Genomic DNA, 19,196 nt, shown 5'->3' on the forward strand with positions numbered 1-19,196 from the left:
GATTATTCGTACCACTACGGCCTGGATCGCTTGGCTTGCCCAGGCAATGTGGCTCCATCTTCGCCCATTGGGCGTCGGTGAGTACAAGTCTAGTCATACCCAAAATTTCACCACAGGAAGGCGGGGTGGGGAAAGCTGTATCTCAACAAGCCCTAGCCTTGCGGGCGATATGGACGCCCGGGCGGCTAGCTTTCTTTGTCCCGATTACCGACCAGGCTATCGACCGTGGGCACCCGGGTGTCCGGTTCCATTTGTGCGTCGTGTTCCAGTTGGTGGCTGAAGCGTTCCAGGGAGCCGTTTTCCGGCTGTGCGTCGCTTGCGAATACCGGTGGGCTGAGCAGGTAGGCGCTGAGCAGGCGGGAGAGGGCAGCGAGGCTGTCGATGTGGGTGCGCTCGTAGCCGTGGGTGGCATCGCAGCCAAAGGCGATCAGTGCGGTGCGGATGTCATGGCCTGCGGTGACCGCCGACTGGGCGTCGCTATGGTAGTAGCGGAACAGGTCGCGGCGTACGGGGATCTCGTTTTCGCTCGCCAGGCGCAGCAGCTGCCGCGACAGGTGATAGTCGTAGGGGCCGCCTGAGTCGTGCATGGCCACGCTGACGGTGTGCTCGGTAGAGCGCTGGCCGGGGGCTACCGGGGCAATGTCGATACCGACGAATTCGCTGACGTCCCACGGCAGGGCCGCGGCGGCGCCTGAGCCGACTTCTTCGGTGATGGTGAACAGTGGGTGGCAGTCGATGTATGGCTCCTGGCCGCTTTCAACCACTGCCTTGAGTGCGGCGAGCAGCGCGGCGACGCCGGCCTTGTCGTCCAGATGGCGGGCGCTGATATGGCCGCTTTCAGTGAACTCCGGTAGCGGGTCGAAGGCCACGAAATCGCCGACCGATACGCCCAGGCTCTCGCAGTCGGCTCGGCTGGCGACCAGGGCGTCCAGGCGCAGTTCGACGTGATCCCAGGAGATCGGCATTTGGTCGACTTCGGTGTTGAACGCGTGCCCGGAGGCCATCAAGGGCAACACGCTGCCGCGCAACACACCGTGATCGCTGAATACGCTGACGCGGCTGCCTTCGGCGAAGCGGCTCGACCAGCAGCCAATGGCGGTCAGGCACAAACGACCGTTGTCCTTGATCTCGCGCACCATGGCGCCAATGGTGTCGAGGTGAACGGAGACCGCACGATCCGGGCTATAGCGGCGGCCCTTGAGTGTGCCGCGGATGGTGCCGCGACGGGTCATTTCGAAGGGGATACCGATTTCTGTCAGTCGCTCGGCAACGTAGCGCACGATGGTGTCGGTAAAACCGGTGGGGCTGGGAATGGCGAGCATTTCCAGCAGCACTTTCTGCATGTATTCGAGATCGGGTTCGGGAAGCTGCGACATGGGATCTCCATCTATGACGGGGATGGGCCGCCGAGCGGCGTCAGTCCTGGGTGAATGCATGACGCCCTGTCGACGGACGGTAAATCAGGTCTGAGTTATATGCTGACCTGCGATAACGGCGAGGGTTTCCTGCCGGGCTAGCGTTGGGTCGATCGATGGGTATCGTCGCTTCGCTCCTCGACCCATCCTAGTGTGGCGTCACACATCAAATGTTGTATCCGAGCGATTGGGCTGAGTGGTCGCTCAACGGCGGGAGTGGACGCTCACTCCGTAGGGTGGATGACGCTCTTTTCATCCACCATTGCGATTGCAGAGCGGTGGACGGGTCGGGCCGCGTAGGTGAAACCTATCAATCCGTATAATGAGAAGACTCAATCGCCCACGCCATGGCTGAGCGGGAACAGCAGATCGATGAAGCGCTCTGCGGTCGGCTGTGGTTCGTGGTTGGCGAGGCCGGCGCGCTCGTTGGCTTCGATGAACACATACTCGGGCTGATCCGCCGCAGGCACCAGCAGGTCGAGGCCCACTACCGGAATGTCCAGCGCACGGGCGGCTTTCACCGCTGCTTCGGCGAGCGTTGGGTGAAGGATGGCGGTGACGTCCTCGAGGATGCCGCCAGTATGCAGGTTGGCGGTCTTGCGTACGGCCATGCGTTTGCCCTGGGGCAGTATGCTGTCGTAGTCGTAACCGGCGGCGTGCAGGGTGCGCAGGGTTTCGGCATCCTTTGGGATACGGCTTTCGCCATCCGTGGCAGCTTGGCGCCGCCGGCTTTGCGCATCGATCAGCTCGCCAATGGTGTGGCGACCGTCGCCGAGCACTTCTGCCGGACGGCGGATCGCGGCGGCAACCACTTCGAAACCGATCACCACGATGCGCAGGTCGAAACCTTCGTGGTAGCTCTCCAGCAATACGCGTTCATCGAAGGGGCGGGCGCGCTCGATGGCCGCCTGCACATCGGCCGGCGTGCGCAGGTCGACTGCCACGCCCTGGCCTTGTTCGCCGTCCACGGGTTTGACCACCAGGCTGCCGTGCTCGGCGAGAAATGCCGCGTTCTCTTCGGCACTGCCCGCCAGGCGCTGGGCCGGCAGGCTGAGGCCGGCGCGGCTGAGGGTGCGATGGGTCAGGCGCTTGTCCTGGCACAGGGTCATGGTCACGGCGCTGGTCAGGTCGGTCAGCGACTCGCGGCAGCGGATACGGCGGCCGCCTTGGCTGAGGGTGAACAGGCCGGCCTCTGCATCATCGATATGGGCTTCGATACCGCGACGACGGGCTTCGTCGACGATGATGCGCGCATAAGGGTTGAGGTTGTCGTCCGGGCCAGGGCCGAGAAACAGCGGCTGGTTGATGCCGTTCTTGCGCTTGATGCTGAAGGTCTGCAGCTCACGAAAGCCGAGTTTGGCGTAGAGCTTCTTGGCCTGGCCGTTGTCATGCAGTACCGACAGGTCGAGGTGGCTCAGGCCGCGGCTCATGAAGTGTTCGATCAGGTGGCGCACCAGGACTTCGCCAACGCCGGGGCGGCTACAGGCTGGGTCGACCGCCAGGCACCACAGGCTGCTGCCGTTTTCAGGATCGTGATAGGCCTTCTGGTGGTTAAGGCCCATCACGCTGCCGATCACCGCGCCGCTGTCTTCATCCTCGGCCAGCCAGTAGACCGGGCCGCCCTGATGACGAGGCGTCAGTTTTTCCGTGTCGATGGGCAGCATGCCGCGGGTCTGGTACAGGCAGTTGATCGCCTGCCAGTCTTCCGGCGTCTGCGCACGGCGTACGCGAAAACCACGGAAGCCTCGACGAGCCTGGCGATAGTCGCTGAACCACAGGCGCAGGGTGTCCGACGGATCGAGAAACAACTGTTGCGGCGCCTGGGCCAGTACCTGCTGTGGCGCGGCGACGTAGAGGGCGATGTCGCGCTCGCCGGGCTCTTCGCTGAGTAGCTCTTCAGCCAGCATGGCAGCATCAGGGAACGTATGTCCGATCAGCAGCCGTCCCCAGCCGCAATGCACGAGCTGTGGTTGGCTGATGCCGTCGCCGTGCTCTTCGGCGAAACGGGCCTGCAGGCGTTCATAGGAGGGGGATTGGCCCCGGAGGAGGCGTTGATTGTGGGCAGTGGCTCGCATTGGAGAATGTTCCTTTGCTTTCGCATATCCGGCTTTCGCCGGCTATCGGTTGACCTGTCTGCTAATCCGCGGCGAGGCGAATGCGGTCATTCCTGTTGAGTTACGGGGGAGCAGTGGCTCCCCCGGTTCGTCATTACAGCCCCTGTTCACTCAGCCACAGGTTCAGTGCCGCCAACTGCCACAGTTTGGAGCCACGCAGTGGCGTCAATTGGCCTTGTGGATCGGTCAGCAGGCGGTCGAGCATCTGCGGATTGAAGATGCCGCGATCATGGGCCGGATCGACCAGCAGATCGCGTACCCAACCGAGCGTCGCGCCTTCCAGATGCTTGAGACCCGGCACCGGGAAGTAACCCTTCTTGCGGTCGATGACCTCGGAAGGGATGACCTTGCGCGCCGCTTCCTTGAGCACGTACTTGCCGCCTTCCGGCAGTTTGAACTGCCCGGGGATGCGCGCGGACAATTCGGCCAGGCGGTAGTCCAGGAACGGCGTACGCGCTTCCAGGCCCCAGGCCATGGTCATGTTGTCCACGCGCTTGACCGGGTCGTCGACCAGCATCACCGTGCTGTCCAGGCGCAGGGCCTTGTCCACGGCGGCGTCGGCGCCAGGCTGGGCGAAGTGCTGGCGGACGAATTCGCCGGCCATGTCATCGGTCAGCCAGGCGGGCTGCACGCAGGCAGCGTACTCGTCGTGCTCGCGGTCGAAGAAGGCCTTGCGGTAAGCGCTGAAGGCGTCTTCGGCACCATCGACCAGCGGATACCAGTGGTAGCCGGCGAACAGCTCATCGGCACCCTGGCCGCTCTGCACCACTTTGCAGTGCTTGGCCACTTCCCGCGATAGCAGGTAGAAGGCGATGCAGTCGTGGCTGACCATCGGCTCGCTCATGGCGCGGAAGGCGGCTGGCAGTTGATCGAGAATCTCGTTCTCGCCGATGCGCAACTGGTGATGCTGGGTGCCGAAGCGTTTGGCGATCAGATCCGAGTACTGGAATTCGTCGCCACGCTCGCCGCCGGCATCCTGGAAACCGATGGAAAAGGTCAGCAGGTTGTCGACGCCCGCTTCACGCAGCAGGCCGACCAGCATGCTGGAGTCGACGCCGCCGGAGAGCAGCACGCCGACATCGACCGCCGCGCGCTGACGGATCGAAACCGCCTCGCGCATGCCGTCGAGCACCGCATCGCGCCACTCTTCGAAACCGTAGTTGGCTTCCTCGGCTTTCGGGCCGTAGTTCAGCGTCCACCAGACCTTCTGCTCGACCTTGCCGTTGATGTCGATGCGCATCCAGGTGGCCGGCGGCAGCTTCTCGACACCGGCAAGAATGGTGCGCGGTGCCGGTACCACGGCATGGAAGTTCAGGTAGTGGTTGAGCGCGATAGGGTCGAGGGTCTTGGCGATATCGCCGCCTTGCAGCAAGGCTGGCAGGCTGGAGGCGAAACGCAGGCGATCCCTGGTCTTGGAAAGATACAGCGGCTTTACGCCAAGACGGTCACGGGCGATGAACAACTGTTGGCTGTCGCGCTCCCAGATGGCGAAGGCGAACATGCCGTTGAGCTTGGGCAGCAGGTCTGTGCCCCAGGCGTGATAGCCCTTGAGCAGCACTTCGGTATCGCCGCCCGAGAAGAAGCGATAGCCAAGCTGTTCCAGCTCGCTGCGCAGTTCCGGGTAGTTGTAGATGGCGCCGTTGAAGACCATCGACAGGCCGAGATCGTTATCGATCATCGGCTGGCCCGAGGCTTCGGCGAGATCCATGATTTTCAGTCGACGGTGGCCGAAGGCGACAGGGCCGCGGCTGTGGAAGCCATGGGCGTCGGGGCCACGTGGGGCGAGGTGGTGGGTGATGCGTTCGACGGCAGCCAGGTCGGCCGGTCGGTTATCGAAGCGTAATTCGCCTGCTATTCCGCACATAGTCTATAAAGCCCGCATATGTCCTGGGCTCTGTTCCTCCTTAACTTCAGTCCGTACCAGTTGTGTACCGGTTCTGAGTTCCAGCACGCTCCAGAGCGCGCCGGAGACGATCAAACATTGTGTATGGAGCTGATGCGCGTCAGCTGCAGCACATCAGTTCCGAGCTTTTTGAGTCGCCTCGGTACGCGAATGTTCAATAAACTGACGGGCCGCCCGATCAGGCCCATCGAGCAATAGCGTCCCCTGTGCATGAATGGCGGTCAACCCCGCGATGGCTATCGTCGCTGTTCCTGACCCATCTACGGGCTCAGAACCTGTTCACGATCTTTCGAGCAATGACAGCAGAAAGGCGGGAGCGGACAGTCGTAGGATGGGTGAAACCCATCGGAAATTGATGGGTTTCACCCATCCTACGGGCTAATCCAAGCTACAGGTCGTGGCCGAACGTAGCCTGGATTAGCCGCAGGCGTAATCCGGGGCCGAAGGCCGTGATCCATGGTTCAACGCGGGTCACCGACCGTCCGCTTACGCCACATTGCCGCCGATCTATAGGGATACGGGTTCCTGTTTGCCAAGTGCACAAAGATCGTGAACAGGCTCTCAGGCAATTGGCAGTAAGTAGGGGAGATCGGGGCGCGTAGCTGACGCTTTTTTTGTTGTATCGGTGGATCGATGAAGCGTGATCCACCCTACGGCGCTTGCAGTGCTCCCGCAGTCATTTCGCGCCGGGGCGACGTTCCTAACGCGGTGGGCTGGCGATATGCTTACAGCCAGATTGCGTCCCAGTGCGGGTAGTCGCCTACTCGTGTGACCAATCCAGCGCGTACTGGATTTGCCACGATGTAGCGGGCTATGCCAAGCACATCGTCTTCACTACGCAAGGCATGATCGTGGAAGCCTTTCTGCCAGATTGACCCGCCAAAACGCTTGGCTGACAGCGATTTCACTCTCCCAACGAGTTGTGACAGTGTTCCTTGCTGCAGTTGTAGGAGCCAATGCAGAGATCGGCCACTCGATCTTTCAATCCCTGGGTATTTTCCTTTGGGCAAACTAAGCAGGGAGGCCCTCGAAGGCTTGCGGATATCGCTTTTATGCCAAGATGGCCGGCTTGGCTTTAACAGCAGCTCTGCAGGCGCTGGGCGCACACCTGCAGGACTTCGGCTTCGGGGCGCCGCCACCAGTTGTCTCGGGAGAAGATCTCTACCTCCATGAGCCCTGTATAGCCAGCCTGTTCGGTGGTATGGCGCAGGCTCGGTAAATCGATGACCCCGTCGCCCATCATTCCGCGATCCAGCAGCAGGTCGCGGGTCGGTACCAGCCAGTCGCACAGGTGCAGGCCGAGAATGCGCCGGTTCGCGCCGGCCCGCCGGATCTGCGTGTGCAGTTCGGGATCCCACCAGCAATGGTAGGCGTCTATGGCAACGCCCAGGTACTGGTATTCGGGCTCCAGCAGTTCGCACAGATCCAGTGCCTGCTGCAGCGTCGACAGGCATGAGCGGTCGGCCGCATACATGGGGTGCAGGGGCTCGAGGGCGAGGGGCACGGCGTACTGCCGGGCGTATTCGAGCAGCCGGGCGACGCTTTCGAGTACCTGTCGGCGGGCGCCGGGCAGATCCTTGGAACCTTCCGGCAGGCCGCCGACCACCATCACGAAGCATTCCGCTCCCAGCAGCGCCGCCTGTTCCAGGGCGCGGCGATTGTCTTCGATGTTGGCGGCCAGGCCCGCCGCGTCGCTGGCCGGCAGATAGGTGGAGCGGCAATAGCTGCTGACCTTGAGGCCGGCAGCGCGAATGTGCCGAGCGACCCTGGCGACGTCGCAGCCGTCGAGGTCGCGGCGCCAGGGGGCGATGGCGCCGAAACCGGCGCGGGCGACCCGCTCCACCACCTGCTCGATGGGCAGGCGGTGGCCGAGGGTGGCGGTGTTGATCGAGCACAGATCCAGGCGGTTCTGCAGGGGGCGTAGTGACATGGTTCTCTCCTGGGGGGATCAGCGCTGCCGCTGCAGCGCTGGGAGGCCCGCGGGTCAGCCGGCGACGCCGTAGAGCGCGAGGAACGCCTTCATGCGGGCGACCGCCCGCTCGGGGTCGGCGAGCAGGCCGGCCTGGTCGGCCAGGCGGAAGATCTCGCTGAAATAGGGCAGCGGGCGCAGGGCCTGGTGGCCGGCGAGCATGACGAAGTGATCCTGATGGCCATTGAGGTAGGCGAGGAACACCACCCCGGTCTTGTAGTACTGGGTCGGGCTGCTGAAGATCAGCCGCGCCAGCGGCAGCGTGGGGGCCAGCAACTGGTGGAAGCGGGCGTTGTCGCCGGCGGCCAGGGCGCCCAGGGCGTGGGAGGCGGCCGGGGCGATGGCGTCGAAGATCCCGAGCAGGGCGTGGGAGTAACCCTGCTCGTCGCCGGCGATCAGCTGCGGATAGTTGAAGTCGTCGCCGGTGTACATCTTCACTCCGGCGGGCAGCAGTCGGCGCAGGCGGATCTCCTTGTCCTTGTCGAGCAGGGAGATCTTGATGCCGTCGACCTTGTCGGCGTGCTGGTGAATGATCTCCAGGCAGGTCTGCAGGGAGGCCTCGAAGTCATCGCTGCCCCAGTAGCCCTTGAGGGCCGGGTCGAACATGTCTCCCAGCCAGTGCAGGATCACCGGCTCCTGGGCGTTGCCCAGCACCTCGCCGTATACCCGGCGGTAATCCTCGGTGCCACGGGCCACGCGCGCCAGGGCGCGGCTGGCCATCAGGATGATGCGGCCATCGAGGCGCTGGATGGCGCTCAGCTGTTCGTCGTAGGCGCGCAGCACGTCGTCGAGGCTACCGGCCTGAGCCGCTTCCAGCTGATCGGTGCCGCATCCGGAGAAAATCAGGGCCTCCGGGATATCGCGGGTTTCCGCCAGGGTGCGCTTGATCAGTTCCAGCGCCTGCGGCCAGTCCAGGCCCATGCCGCGCTGCGCGGTATCCATGGCTTCGGCGATACCCAGGCCCTGGCCGAGCAGGTAGCGGCGATAGGCGATGGTGGCCTGCCAGTCGATCGCCGCCGTCTGCCCCGGTTGGGCGGGGCTCATGGGGTCGGCGACCACGTGGGCGGCGGAAAGGGCCAGGCGGTTGAAGGGTTGCGGCTGCCCGGGGATGGCGAGCGGCTGGCCGCTCAGGTTGTAGGTCTGCAGGAGCCGTTCGGTCGTGGGAGTCGGGAGCTTGAGGGCAAGGGAGGTCATGGTGTGGTCTCGGACAGTCTTCAGAATTTGGGCATCAACAGGCCGCCATCCACGGGGATGGCCTGGCCGACGGTGTAGGGCAGGGCGCCGCTGGCCATGGTGGCGACCACGCGGGCGACGTCCTCGGGCTGGCCCCAGCGCTTGATGGCGGTCAGGCCGCGTTCGATCTCGCTGTCGTAGCGGGCCTTGGACGGCGCCGTCATTTCCGTGGCGATCAGCCCGGGCTGCACCTCGTAGACGCCGATGCCGTGCTCGGCCAGGCGTACCGCGAACAGGCGGGAAGCCATGGACAGCCCGGCCTTGGAGACGCAGTACTCGCCACGCTGGATCGACACCGCCTGGGCATTGGAGGAGGTGATGGTGACGATGCTGCGATGCCGGTCGCCCGGCTCCCTGGCCAGCAGGTAGCGGGCGAAGGCCTGGGTGAGGAAGAAGGTGCCGCGCAGGTTGATCTGCTGGCAGCGGTCGAAACTCTCCGTGCTGACGTCCAGCAGGTCGCCGCGCGACAGCACCGAGACGCCGGCATTGTTGACCAGGCAGGACAGCCGTCCCAGGGCCTGTTCGGCCCTGTGCAGCAAGCCTTCATGGGCTTCGATGGCGGCGATGTCGGCGGCCAGCGCGATGGCCTTGGCGCCATGGGCCTGGGCCAGCTCAACGCTGTGCCTCAGCTCGTCGCTGATTTCGAGGTCCACCAGGGCCAGGTCGTAGCCGGCCTGGGCCAGGCCGACCGCGATGGCGCGGCCGATGCCGCGGCGGGCACCGGTGACCAGGGCTACCGGGCGCGCGCTCATGGCCGCGCTCCATGGGCCAGCAGCTCGCGGGCGATGATGCTGCGCTGGATCTGGTTGGTGCCTTCGTAGATCTGGGTGATCTTGGCGTCGCGGTACAGGCGCTCGACCTCGAAGCCGCGAATGAAGCCGCTGCCGCCGAACATCTGCACCGCATTGGCGGTCTGCGCCACGGCCACGTCGGCGGCGAAGCACTTGGCCATGGAACAGGCGATGGTGGCGTTGTCCTGGCGGTCGAGGCGGCTGGCGGCATCCTGCACCAGCAGGCGCGCGGCGCGGATGTCCTTGGCCATGTCCGCGAGCATCCATTGCAGGCCCTGGTTGTCGGCGATCGGGCGGCCGAACTGCTTGCGCTGGGGCACGTATTCCAGCGCCGCCTCGAGCCCTGCCTGGGCGATGCCCACCGCCAGCGAGGCGATGCCGACGCGGCCCTTGTCCAGTGCGCTCATCATCATGTGGAAGCCGCGGCCTTCCTGGCCGAGCAGGGCGTCTTCGGCGAGTTCGACGTTATCGAAGTTGAGGCCGCCGACCTGGGAGGCGCGCTGCCCCATCTTGTGTTCCTTGGGCCCTTTGGACACGCCGGGCAGGTGGCAGTCGACGATGAAGATGCTCATGCCGCGCTTGCCCGCGGCCGGGTCGGTGCGTGCCAGGACGAACGCCAGGTCGGCCACTGGCGCGTTGTGGATCCACAGTTTCGAGCCGTTGAGGCGCCAGCCGTTGTCGGTGCGCACCGCGGTGGTACGGATGCCGGAAACGTCCGAGCCGGCCTCGGCCTCGGTGATGCAGTAGGCCGGGCGTTTTTCCGCGCGCAGCAGCGGCAGTATGTGGCGCTCGCGCTGGGCCTCGCTGCCGTGTACCGAGAGCAGGGTGCCGACCAGTTCGAGCAGGCCGCACTGGTCGGCGATCGAGCTGTAGCCGCGCGACAGCTCTTCCATGACCAGGGCATAGGCGAGGGTATCCAGGCCGGCTCCGCCGTAGGCCTCGGGCACGGTGATGCCGAACAGGCCCAGTTCGCCCAGCTGGCGGTAGATGTCGGCCGGGAAGCTCTCTTCATGGTCGAGCTTTTCGGTGACGGGGCGGATCACTTCGTCGGCGAAGCGCCGGGTCAGGTCGCGGATCTGCATGTGGGTTTCGGACAGCTGCATGGTCTTTTCCTTTTTGTTGGTCGGTGACGGTGCGGGTCGCGGGGGTGGTTGTGTTCTTTTCGGTGCTTCTCTAATCTATATTATGTAACCAACTAGTTATTTATTTAAAGCGAGCCGTGCGCCCCCGTCAAGCGGAATGGGTGAGGCCAGGCGACGATTGACTCGGCAGGGCCGATGAGGTGAAAACAATGAAAAGAAGCTGTATTTCGGCGTATGAAGTGGCCAGCCGGATTGCGGATGGCGCGACCGTTGCGGTGTGTGGCTCGGGCACCCTGCTGGAGCCCGATGCGCTACTGGCGGCGGTCGAGGCGAGATTTCTCGAGACGGGGCATCCGTGCGGCCTGACCCTGGTGCATGCCCTGGGTATCGGTAACGGCCAGGGCAGCGGGCTGGATCGCCTGGCGCACAAGGGGCTGGTCAAGCGCGTGATCGGTGGGCACTGGAGCTGGTCGTCGAAGATGCAGGCGCTGGCCCGCAACGAGGAGATCGAGGCCTACAGCCTGCCCGCCGGGGTGATCATGGCGCTGATGCGCGAGATCGGCGCCGCCCGCCCGGGGTTGATCACCCATATCGGCCTGGGTACTTTCGCCGATCCCCTGGTGGCGGGCGGCAAGTGCAACGGACGGGCGACCGAGGAGCTGGTCGAGAGCCTGGAGCTCGATGGCAGGCGCTACCTGCGCTACAAGCCATTGCGGATCGATGTCGCCCTGCTGCGCGGTAGCCTGGCCGACCCGAGCGGCAATATCAGCTTGTGCCACGAGGCCGCCGACCTGGATGCCTATGCCCTGGCGCTGGCGGCCCATAGTTGTGACGGGCAGGTGTTCGTGCAGGTGCGTGGGCTCAGCGCGCAGCCATTCGTGCCGGCGCGCCTGGTGCGCATCCCGGGGGTGCTGGTCGATGCGCTGGTGGCGGTGCCCGGGCAGCGCCAGTCCATCGCCAGCGAATACGATCCGGCGATCAGCGGCGAGTGCCTGCCGGGTGGCGAGGTGCAGGCAGCGGAGGCGCCCGAAGGCATACGCCGTCTCATCGCCCAGCGGGCCGCGCGCGAGATCACCCCGGGGCTGTCGCTGAATTTCGGTTTCGGTATTCCGGGGGGCATTCCGGCCCTGCTGGCCGAGCGGGAGCCGCCCGTGCCCTATTGGGGCAGCATCGAGCAGGGCATCCACAACGGCCGCATGATGGATGGCGCCATGTTCGGCTCGGCCCGCTACCCGCAGGCGATAGTCACCTCCCTCGACCAGTTCGATTTCTACAGTGGTGGCGGTGTGGACATGGCCTTCCTGGGCATGGGCGAAATGGACGGACTGGGCAATGTCAATGTGTCGCACCTGGGCGGGACGCTGGTGGGGCCTGGCGGTTTCATCGATATCACCCAGGGCGCCAGGAAGGTGGTGTTCTGCGGCGCCTTCGAGGCCAAGGGGCTGCAGGTCGTGGCCGATGGCGCCGCCTTGCGGCTGACCGGTCTCGGGCAGGTGCCCAAGCTGGTCGAGCGGGTGAGCCATATCACCTTCAGTGGCCCGCAGGCCCTGGCGGCCGGGCAGGAGGTTCTGTATGTGACCGAGCGCGCCGTGTTCCGTCTGGTTGGCGATGGCATCGAGCTGATCGAGGTGGTCGAGGGGGTCGATATCCAGCGCGACGTCATCGAGCGCATGGCGTTCACGCCGATCGTGCGCGAGGTGCGGGTAGTGCCGTTGGCGTAATCCGGCCGGTTTCCCAGGTGGTGTATCGGGGGCTGACGCTGCTGTTCTGCGCAGCCCGTCAGGGCGCCAGCGCCCTACGGCCAAGGCCCTTCCGCATCCGTATCCGTGCAGTCGCCGCGGCGAGCTTCTGGGGAACGTCTGCTGGCAGGCTGTGGATCAGTCCGGGCGCAGGGAGGCGAGGATGGTCTGGATATTGAATTCCAGGCGTTCCTTCAGCGCCTCGGGCGAGGTGAAGTCGAAGCCGTAGATGACTTCGCCGGTGAAGCGGTTGTTCAGGTAGTAGTAGCTGATGGCGGCGATGCTGATATTGAGCTGGATGGGGTCGATGCCGGGCCTGAACACGCCTTGTGCCACGCCGCGCTCGAGGATGTCGCCGACCAGTTGCACCAGCGGCCTGTGCATTTCGCCGATCTTTGCCGACGCTTTCAGGTGGGCGGCCCGGTACAGGTTCTCGCTGTTGACCAAGGTGAGGAACTGCGGATTCTTCAGGTAGTAGTTCCAGGTGAAGGTGATCAGTTTGCTGATCGCCTCCCGTGGCTCCAGTTCCTCGAGCCTGAGTTTGCGCTCGGCGCTGCGGATGTTGGTGTAGGCCTCCTCGAGGACAGCCTGGAACAGTCCGTCCTTGTTGCCGTAGTACTCATAGATCATGCGTTTGTTCGACTTGGCGCGTCGGGCTATGCCATCGATGCGGGCGCCAGCCAGGCCAAGCTTGGCGAATTCGACTTTTGCCGCCTTGAGAATGCGACCGCGTGTGGCCTCGGCATCACGCGTGGGTCTTTCCTTGTCCGTGCCAGTCGATTTGCTTGCCATTAGAGGCGGGTCTCCAGAGCTTGAGTATTGCCAAGAATTGATGGTCTGCGGGTCGGGTTCGCAGGCCAAGAGCTTATCCGGAAGGCCTTGGGTTGGACAAACAAAGCTTGTCATGGGACTTGTATGTAAACAACTGGTTAGTTATATATTGCTTGTGGAAAAGCCGCTGGATGGCCTCCTTGGGGCGTGTTCGGCATAGCTAGGGCGGAGGCCGTCAGAGGCTGAGTGCCCATACAGAGGATGAAGGTAATGAGTGACAAGCAATGCTTAGAGAAGCTGCCGGCGCAACCCAAGGTCTACGCCATGTTCATCGACGGGCAGTGGACCGGCGGCGTGGGCTCGGCCCAGGTCGTACGCAGCAGCCCCGCCCACGATGTCCCGGTCAGTATCTATCCGTCCGCCCAGCGCGAGGATGTCGAGCAGGCGGTCGCCGCGGCCCGCCAGGCCTTCGACGATGGGCGCTGGTCGCAGGTGGGCGGGGAGGTCAGGGCCGAAGTGCTGCTCAAGGTGGCGCGGCTCATCCGCGAGCGGTCCGACGCGCTGGCGCTGCGCGAAACCCTCGAGACCGGCAAGCCGATCAGCCAGGCGCGGGGCGAGATCCAGGCCGCCGCCGGGATCTGGGAATATGCCGCGGGCCAGGCCCGCGCGCTGCACGGCGACAGCTTCAACAACCTGGGCGGCGGCCTGCTCGGCCTGGTGACCCGTGAGCCGATTGGTGTGGTGGGCTTGATCACGCCCTGGAACTTTCCATTCTTCATCCTCGCCGAGCGCCTGCCGTTCATCCTGGCGTCGGGCTGTACCCTGGTGGTCAAGCCCAGCGAGCTGACTTCCGGCAGCACGCTCGAACTGGCGGCCATCCTCGAGGAGGCCGGCTTGCCGGCCGGCGTGGTGAACGTGGTGACCGGCAGCGGTTCCAGGGTGGGCCAGGCCATCTCCGAGCACATGGACGTGGACATGGTGTCGTTCACCGGCTCGACGGAGGTCGGCCGCCTCACGCTGGCGGCGGCCGCCGGCAACATGAAGAAGGTCGGCCTGGAGCTGGGCGGCAAGAATCCACAGGTGGTCTTCGCCGATGCCGACCTGGACGCGGCGGCCGATGCCATCGTCTTCGGCATATGTTTCAACGCCGGGCAGTGCTGTGTGAGCGGCAGCCGCCTGCTGGTGCAGCGCTCGGTCGCCGACGCGCTGGTCGACAGGCTGCTCGCGCTGATCGGCAAGGTGCGCATCGGCGATCCCCTGGATGAGTCCACCCAGGTCGGTTCGATCACCGAGGCCCGTCATCTCGAGCGTATCCTTGCCTATATCGAGCAGGGCAAGGGCGAGGGCGCGCGCCTGCTCCACGGCGGCAAGCGCATCGCTAGCCCGGCCGGCCTGTATGTCGAGCCGACGCTGTTCGCCGATGTCGTGCCGGAGATGGTCATCGCCCGCGAGGAAATCTTCGGGCCGGTGCTGACGATCACTGTCTTCGACGATTTCGAGCAGGCCATGCAACTGGCCAACGACACGCCTTTCGGCCTGGCCGCCAGCATCTGGACCCGCGACCTGGACACCTCGCTGCGGGCCGTGCGTGCGATCAAGGCCGGGCGGGTCTGGGTCAATACCACCATCACTGGCGGCCCCGAGCTGCCATCCGGTGGTTTCAAGCAGTCGGGCATCGGCCGGGAGACCGGGCGCTATGGTGTGGAGGAGTACACCGAGCTCAAGTCCGTGCATGTCCAGATCGGGGATCGTCCCCGCTGGGTCGAAGCCTGAGTCGTCCGGGCTGGGTTTTAGGAGAACAATAATATGTACGATTACGTCATCGTCGGCGGCGGCTCGTCCGGCTGCGTCCTGGCCTCGCGTCTCAGCGAGTCGCCGGACATCCGCGTGCTGCTGCTCGAGGCCGGTCCTGCCGATACCAACCCTTACATCCACATGCCGGTGGGTTTCTTCAAGATGACCGGCGGCCCGCTGACCTGGGGCTATGGCACGACCCCGCAGGGCAACGGCCACAACCGTTCGATGCTGTATCCCCAGGGCCGGGTGCTGGGCGGTGGCGGCTCGATCAACGCCATGGTCTACACCCGCGGCAACGCCCGTGACTACGATATGTGGGAGCAGGAGGAGGGCTGCCGGGGCTGGGCCTACCGCGATGTGCTGCCCTATTTCCGCCGCGCCGAGGATAACGAACGCTTCGCCAACGAATACCACGGCAGCGGCGGGCCGCTCGGGGTTTGCGACCTGATCAGCGTCAACGAGCTGACCAAGGCCTTCGTGCGCTCCGCCCAGGAGGCCGGTATACCCTTCAATCCGGACTTCAACGGCGCGCGCCAGGAAGGCTGCGGCACCTATCAGGTCACCCAGCGCGGCGGGCGTCGTTGCAGTGCGGCGCAGGGCTATCTCAAGGATGCCCGCGAGCGCGCCAACCTGACGGTGCTGACCGAATGCCTGGTGACCAGGGTGCGGATCGAGAACGGACGCGCCGTCGGTGTCGAATACGTCCAGGGGCGGACTTCCAGGGAGATCCGCTTCGCCCGGGCCGAGCGGGAGGTCGTGGTGGCGGCTGGCGCCATCGGTTCGCCGAAGATCCTGATGCTGTCCGGCATCGGCCCCGCCGACGCGCTGCGAGCCCAGGGCATCGAGCTGGTGCAGGATCTGCCGGGGGTCGGGCAGAACCTGCAGGATCATTTCGACATCGATATCGTCTACGAGCTCAACGGCGCCTACAGCCTGGACAAGTACGCCAGGCCGCACATGATGCTGCTGGCCGGGCTCGAGTACAAACTGTTCAACAAGGGCCCGGTAACCTCCAATATCGCCGAGGGCGGCGCCTTCTGGTACGGCGATTCGCAGTCGCCGACCCCGGATCTGCAGTTCCACTTCCTGCCGGGCGCGGGGGTCGAGGCGGGTATCCCGCCGGTGCCGTCCGGTTCGGGCTGTACCTTGAATTCGTATTTCCTGCGGCCGCTCAGCCGGGGCAGCGTGACCCTGCAGAGTGCCGACCCATTGGTCGCGCCCTGCATCGACCCGAACTACATCGACGATCCGTACGATTTGAAAATGTCGGTCGAGGGCATCAGGCTGAGCCGGGAAATCATGTCTCAGGAGGCGCTGCGCCGTTACATCAAGGCCGAGCATTTCCCCGGTTCGAGCATGCGCACCCAGGCGGACTACGAGGACTACGCCAGGCGCTGCGGCAGAACCGGCTATCATCCCGTGGGCACCTGCAAGATGGGCATCGACGCCCTAGCGGTGGTCGATCCGGCGCTGCGGGTGCGGGGTGTCCCGGGGCTGCGGGTCGTCGATTCGTCGATCATGCCGCGCCTGGTCAGCGCCAATACCAATGCGCCGAGCATCATGATCGGCGAAAAGGGCGCGGATCTCCTGCTGGGCCGCAGTCTCGGCCCTTCGGAGGTGGCCGAACGCTTCAGCCGTCAGGGCGAGAAGCAGTACATCTGAGCCTGTGCCTGCCGCTCGCGGGCAGGCCCACCCATCCTGTTTCCGGCGCGCGCTGCTCGGCCTCGAGGCGTGCTGCGCGCCGGTGCTTCGGCCGCAGGCGCGGCATCCGTCCGGATGCCGCGCCTTTCCCGAATCTTCCGATCTTGCATTTCGTCGTGCCGCGGGGCTCGGGCGCCGAGGCGTTCGTTGCCGTTTGGTGGTGTGCGCGCAATCGGGGCTTGCGCCCGGAATGCGAGTGGAATATAAATAACTAGTTGGTTACTTAAAACTCCAAGAAAACACCATGACCGGCACCGCAAGGTGCTCGGAGGCAACGATGAACAACAACAAGCAAGCATCCGGCGGGCTCCAGTCGAGCCGTTTCCCATCTGCCGATCCGGCACCTGCCGCCGCTGTGACGGTTCGCTCGCGGCTATTCAACGGTCTTCGCCGGGCCTGGTCGTGCCTGGTGCCCGCACCGTGCGAGCGCGCTGACCAGCCCCCGCTCCTCGACCACTGGTCTTTCCTCGCTCCCGCCGCGTGCATCCTGAGCATGCCGCCGAGCACTCCAGTACAGGCTGTCATGCCCTCCGGCGCAGCGGCGTCGGGCCGCTCTCCGTTGCGTGCCTGGCTCGGCCGGGGCTCCGCCCGGGCTCGTGCCTGACCGCCCTGCATCCCGTTGGAGTCCTGCTATGAAAACGACTGGAAAAATGCTGGTGGGTGAGCGCGCTTTCTGTCTGGCGCTGCTGCTTGCCAGCCTGTTCATCCTGGTTCAGGCCTATGCGATCGCCGGCTTGTCGTCGATCAGCTCGCCGGGCGCCTTTCCGCTGGGCATCAGCCTGATCCTGGTGGTGTCGGCGACCCGGGTGCTCTTCGCCCTGCGCCACAAGCAACCCGCAGCCTACGGGGGCTGGCTCGACACCCTCAGGCAGTTCTGCCACCTGCATTTTCCCCGGCGCGTGCTGGTCTTCATTCTGCTGGCCACGGTCTATCTGGCGGCGATTCAGTGGGCCAGTTTTTATGTCAGCACCTTCGTGTTCCTGCTGCTTTCCATCGCCTACCTGCGCAATGGCCGGCTCATGGGTGCGCTGCTCACCAGCGTGCTGTCCGTGCTGCTGATCTACCTGCTGTTCACCCTGGCGTTCAGCGTCTACCTCCCCTAAGGAGATCCTCATGAGCGAAACGCTCTCATACCTGTTCATGGCCTGGACCCATCCGAACCTGCTGATGCTGACCGCGCTGGGTACCTTCGCCGGTATCTACATCGGCGCCATCCCCGGCCTGTCGGTGACCATGGCGGTGTCCATCCTGGTGTCCTTCACCTTCGCCTGGGACGTCAACAACGCCCTGGCGCTGATCGTCGGCATCTTCATTGGTGGGGTCTACGGCGGTGCGCGCAGCGCCATCCTGCTGAACATTCCCGGCGGCCCGGCGCAGGTGGCCACCGCTTTCGACGGCTACCCCCTGGCCAAGCGCGGGGAGGCCGGGCAGGCCATTGGTCTGAGCACGGTGATGTCGGTGATCGGCGGCCTGGTCGGCACCCTGGTGCTGGCCGCTGCGGCCCCGGTGATCGGCGATCTGGCCCTGCAGTTCGCCCCGCGCGACTACTTCATGGTCGCCGCCATCGGCCTGCTGCTGGTCGGCAGTCTGGCCGACGGCTCGTTGGCCAAGGGTATCTTCGCTGCGGCGCTGGGTGCGGTGATCGGCTTGATCGGCATGGATCCGGTGACCGCCGAGGGCCGTTTCACCCTTGGCCAGGTCGAGCTGATGGGAGGCATCCACTACGTGGTGGTGATGATCGGTCTGTTTGGCGTCGCCGAGGCGCTCTATCAGTTGCACAACCTGGATGCCGCTGTGGTGCGGCAGAAGGTCGACAAGATCATCCCTTCCATCGCCATGGTGCTGAAGTTCCTGCCGCTGTCGCTGCGCACCTCGATCATCGGTGTGCTGGTCGGCGCGCTGCCAGGTGTTGGCGGCGATATAGCCGCGTTGCTGGCCTATGACCATGCCAAGCGTACGGTGAAGAATCCTACTGCGCCATTCGGCCAGGGTGCCTATGAAGGTCTGGTGGCGCCGGAAACCGCCAACAGCTCGGCGGTAGGCAGCGCCTATATCCCCATGCTGACCCTGGGCATCCCGGGCGATGCAGTGACCGCGGTGATCATTGGTGCTCTGGTGATTCACGGCCTCAACCCTGGCCCGATGCTGATGGTGGATAACCCGCACATCTTCTGGTTCACCGTCGGCAACCTGGCCCTGGCCAATGTCTTCCTGCTGATCTTCGGCCTGATGGGCATCAAGCTGTTCGCCAGGCTGGTGGAATTGCCCAAGGCCATACTGATCCCGCTGATCCTGGTGCTCTGCGTGGTCGGCACCTACTCGATCAACAGCAGTATGACCGAAGTGTACTGGATGCTCGGCTTCGGTCTGCTCGGCTACTTCCTCAAGGCCTTTGGCTTCCAGATGGGCCCGATCATCCTCGGCGTGATCCTCGGCCCGATGATGGACAACGCCTACCGCCAGGCCATGGCGTCGGTCGGCGACAGCCCGTTCGAGCTGATGGCGGAACTGGTCAGCAATCCCGTATCGCTGGTTTTGACCATCGGCATGCTGCTGATCCTGTTGGGCAACACGCCTCTGTTCGGTTGGCTGAAGCGCAAGGCCTCCCTGTCCCATTCCTGAATCGATTGCGTCAAGGCGTGCCCCGGCCGGCAGGGGTCAACAACAATAACCAGATGGAG

General features: G+C 64.7%; 13 protein-coding genes and 1 pseudogene. 5 read left to right on the forward strand and 9 right to left on the reverse strand.

Annotated features, from left to right (window positions below):
- Nucleotides 1-185: 185 nt before the first annotated feature.
- The 8 genes and pseudogenes from DNK06_RS20525 to DNK06_RS20560 all read right to left on the reverse strand — a co-directional run bounded on the left by DNK06_RS20525 (nucleotide 186) and on the right by DNK06_RS20560 (nucleotide 10,528).
- Nucleotides 186-1,376: an osmoprotectant NAGGN system M42 family peptidase gene (locus tag DNK06_RS20525; protein ID WP_131181848.1), complete on the reverse strand. Its 1,191-nt coding sequence runs from the start codon at nucleotides 1,374-1,376 to the stop codon at nucleotides 186-188.
- Between the two features lie 371 nt (nucleotides 1,377-1,747).
- A complete protein-coding gene (gene ngg, locus DNK06_RS20530) occupies nucleotides 1,748-3,490 on the reverse strand; it encodes an N-acetylglutaminylglutamine synthetase (RefSeq protein WP_131181849.1) in 1,743 nt (580 codons plus the stop codon).
- Between the two features lie 133 nt (nucleotides 3,491-3,623).
- Complete coding sequence (locus DNK06_RS20535; RefSeq protein WP_131181850.1) at nucleotides 3,624-5,393, reverse strand: N-acetylglutaminylglutamine amidotransferase; 1,770 nt, start codon at nucleotides 5,391-5,393, stop codon at nucleotides 3,624-3,626.
- 764 nt (nucleotides 5,394-6,157) lie between these two features.
- Nucleotides 6,158-6,394 (reverse strand): annotated as a pseudogene (locus DNK06_RS25355) (REP-associated tyrosine transposase); the annotation flags it as partial.
- A gap of 113 nt (nucleotides 6,395-6,507) precedes the next feature.
- A complete protein-coding gene (locus tag DNK06_RS20545; RefSeq protein WP_131181851.1) occupies nucleotides 6,508-7,362 on the reverse strand; it encodes a sugar phosphate isomerase/epimerase family protein in 855 nt (284 codons plus the stop codon).
- Between the two features lie 54 nt (nucleotides 7,363-7,416).
- The gene (locus tag DNK06_RS20550) at nucleotides 7,417-8,595 is read right to left on the reverse strand and encodes a dihydrodipicolinate synthase family protein (RefSeq protein WP_131181852.1); all 1,179 of its coding nucleotides are present in this window, start codon (nucleotides 8,593-8,595) and stop codon (nucleotides 7,417-7,419) included.
- A 20-nt stretch (nucleotides 8,596-8,615) separates the two neighbouring features.
- Complete coding sequence (locus DNK06_RS20555; RefSeq protein WP_131181853.1) at nucleotides 8,616-9,386, reverse strand: 3-ketoacyl-ACP reductase; 771 nt, start codon at nucleotides 9,384-9,386, stop codon at nucleotides 8,616-8,618.
- Nucleotides 9,383-10,528 carry an acyl-CoA dehydrogenase family protein gene (locus DNK06_RS20560; protein WP_131181854.1) on the reverse strand — a complete coding sequence of 382 codons (1,146 nt, stop codon included), beginning with the start codon at nucleotides 10,526-10,528 and terminating at the stop codon, nucleotides 9,383-9,385. The genes DNK06_RS20555 and DNK06_RS20560 overlap by 4 nt, the downstream gene beginning before the upstream one ends.
- A 188-nt stretch (nucleotides 10,529-10,716) precedes the next feature.
- On the opposite strand from DNK06_RS20560, the gene DNK06_RS20565 reads away from it, so the two are divergent.
- Nucleotides 10,717-12,228 (forward strand): CoA-transferase, encoded by a 1,512-nt coding sequence (locus DNK06_RS20565; protein WP_131181855.1) that lies wholly within the window; start codon nucleotides 10,717-10,719, stop codon nucleotides 12,226-12,228.
- A 156-nt stretch (nucleotides 12,229-12,384) separates the two neighbouring features.
- Here the strand turns inward: DNK06_RS20565 and DNK06_RS20570 are convergent, their stop codons facing one another.
- Nucleotides 12,385-13,038, reverse strand: a complete 654-nt coding sequence (locus DNK06_RS20570; RefSeq protein ID WP_131181856.1) for a TetR/AcrR family transcriptional regulator — start codon at nucleotides 13,036-13,038, stop codon at nucleotides 12,385-12,387.
- Between the two features lie 249 nt (nucleotides 13,039-13,287).
- Here DNK06_RS20570 and DNK06_RS20575 point away from each other — a divergent pair, with 249 nt between their 5' ends.
- The 4 genes from DNK06_RS20575 to DNK06_RS20590 all read left to right on the forward strand — a co-directional run bounded on the left by DNK06_RS20575 (nucleotide 13,288) and on the right by DNK06_RS20590 (nucleotide 19,137).
- A complete protein-coding gene (locus DNK06_RS20575; protein ID WP_131181857.1) occupies nucleotides 13,288-14,790 on the forward strand; it encodes an aldehyde dehydrogenase family protein in 1,503 nt (500 codons plus the stop codon).
- Between the two features lie 33 nt (nucleotides 14,791-14,823).
- Entirely contained in the window at nucleotides 14,824-16,476 is a 1,653-nt protein-coding gene (locus DNK06_RS20580) for a GMC family oxidoreductase (RefSeq protein ID WP_131181858.1), read from the forward strand.
- Nucleotides 16,477-17,147: 671 nt separating this feature from the next.
- Complete coding sequence (locus tag DNK06_RS20585) at nucleotides 17,148-17,618, forward strand: tripartite tricarboxylate transporter TctB family protein (RefSeq protein WP_131181859.1); 471 nt, start codon at nucleotides 17,148-17,150, stop codon at nucleotides 17,616-17,618.
- Nucleotides 17,619-17,628: 10 nt separating this feature from the next.
- The gene (locus DNK06_RS20590; protein WP_131181860.1) at nucleotides 17,629-19,137 is read left to right on the forward strand and encodes a tripartite tricarboxylate transporter permease; all 1,509 of its coding nucleotides are present in this window, start codon (nucleotides 17,629-17,631) and stop codon (nucleotides 19,135-19,137) included.
- Nucleotides 19,138-19,196: the final 59 nt, after the last annotated feature.

This window comes from Phytopseudomonas daroniae, from assembly GCF_004327285.1.
Lineage (GTDB): Bacteria > Pseudomonadota > Gammaproteobacteria > Pseudomonadales > Pseudomonadaceae > Aquipseudomonas > Aquipseudomonas daroniae.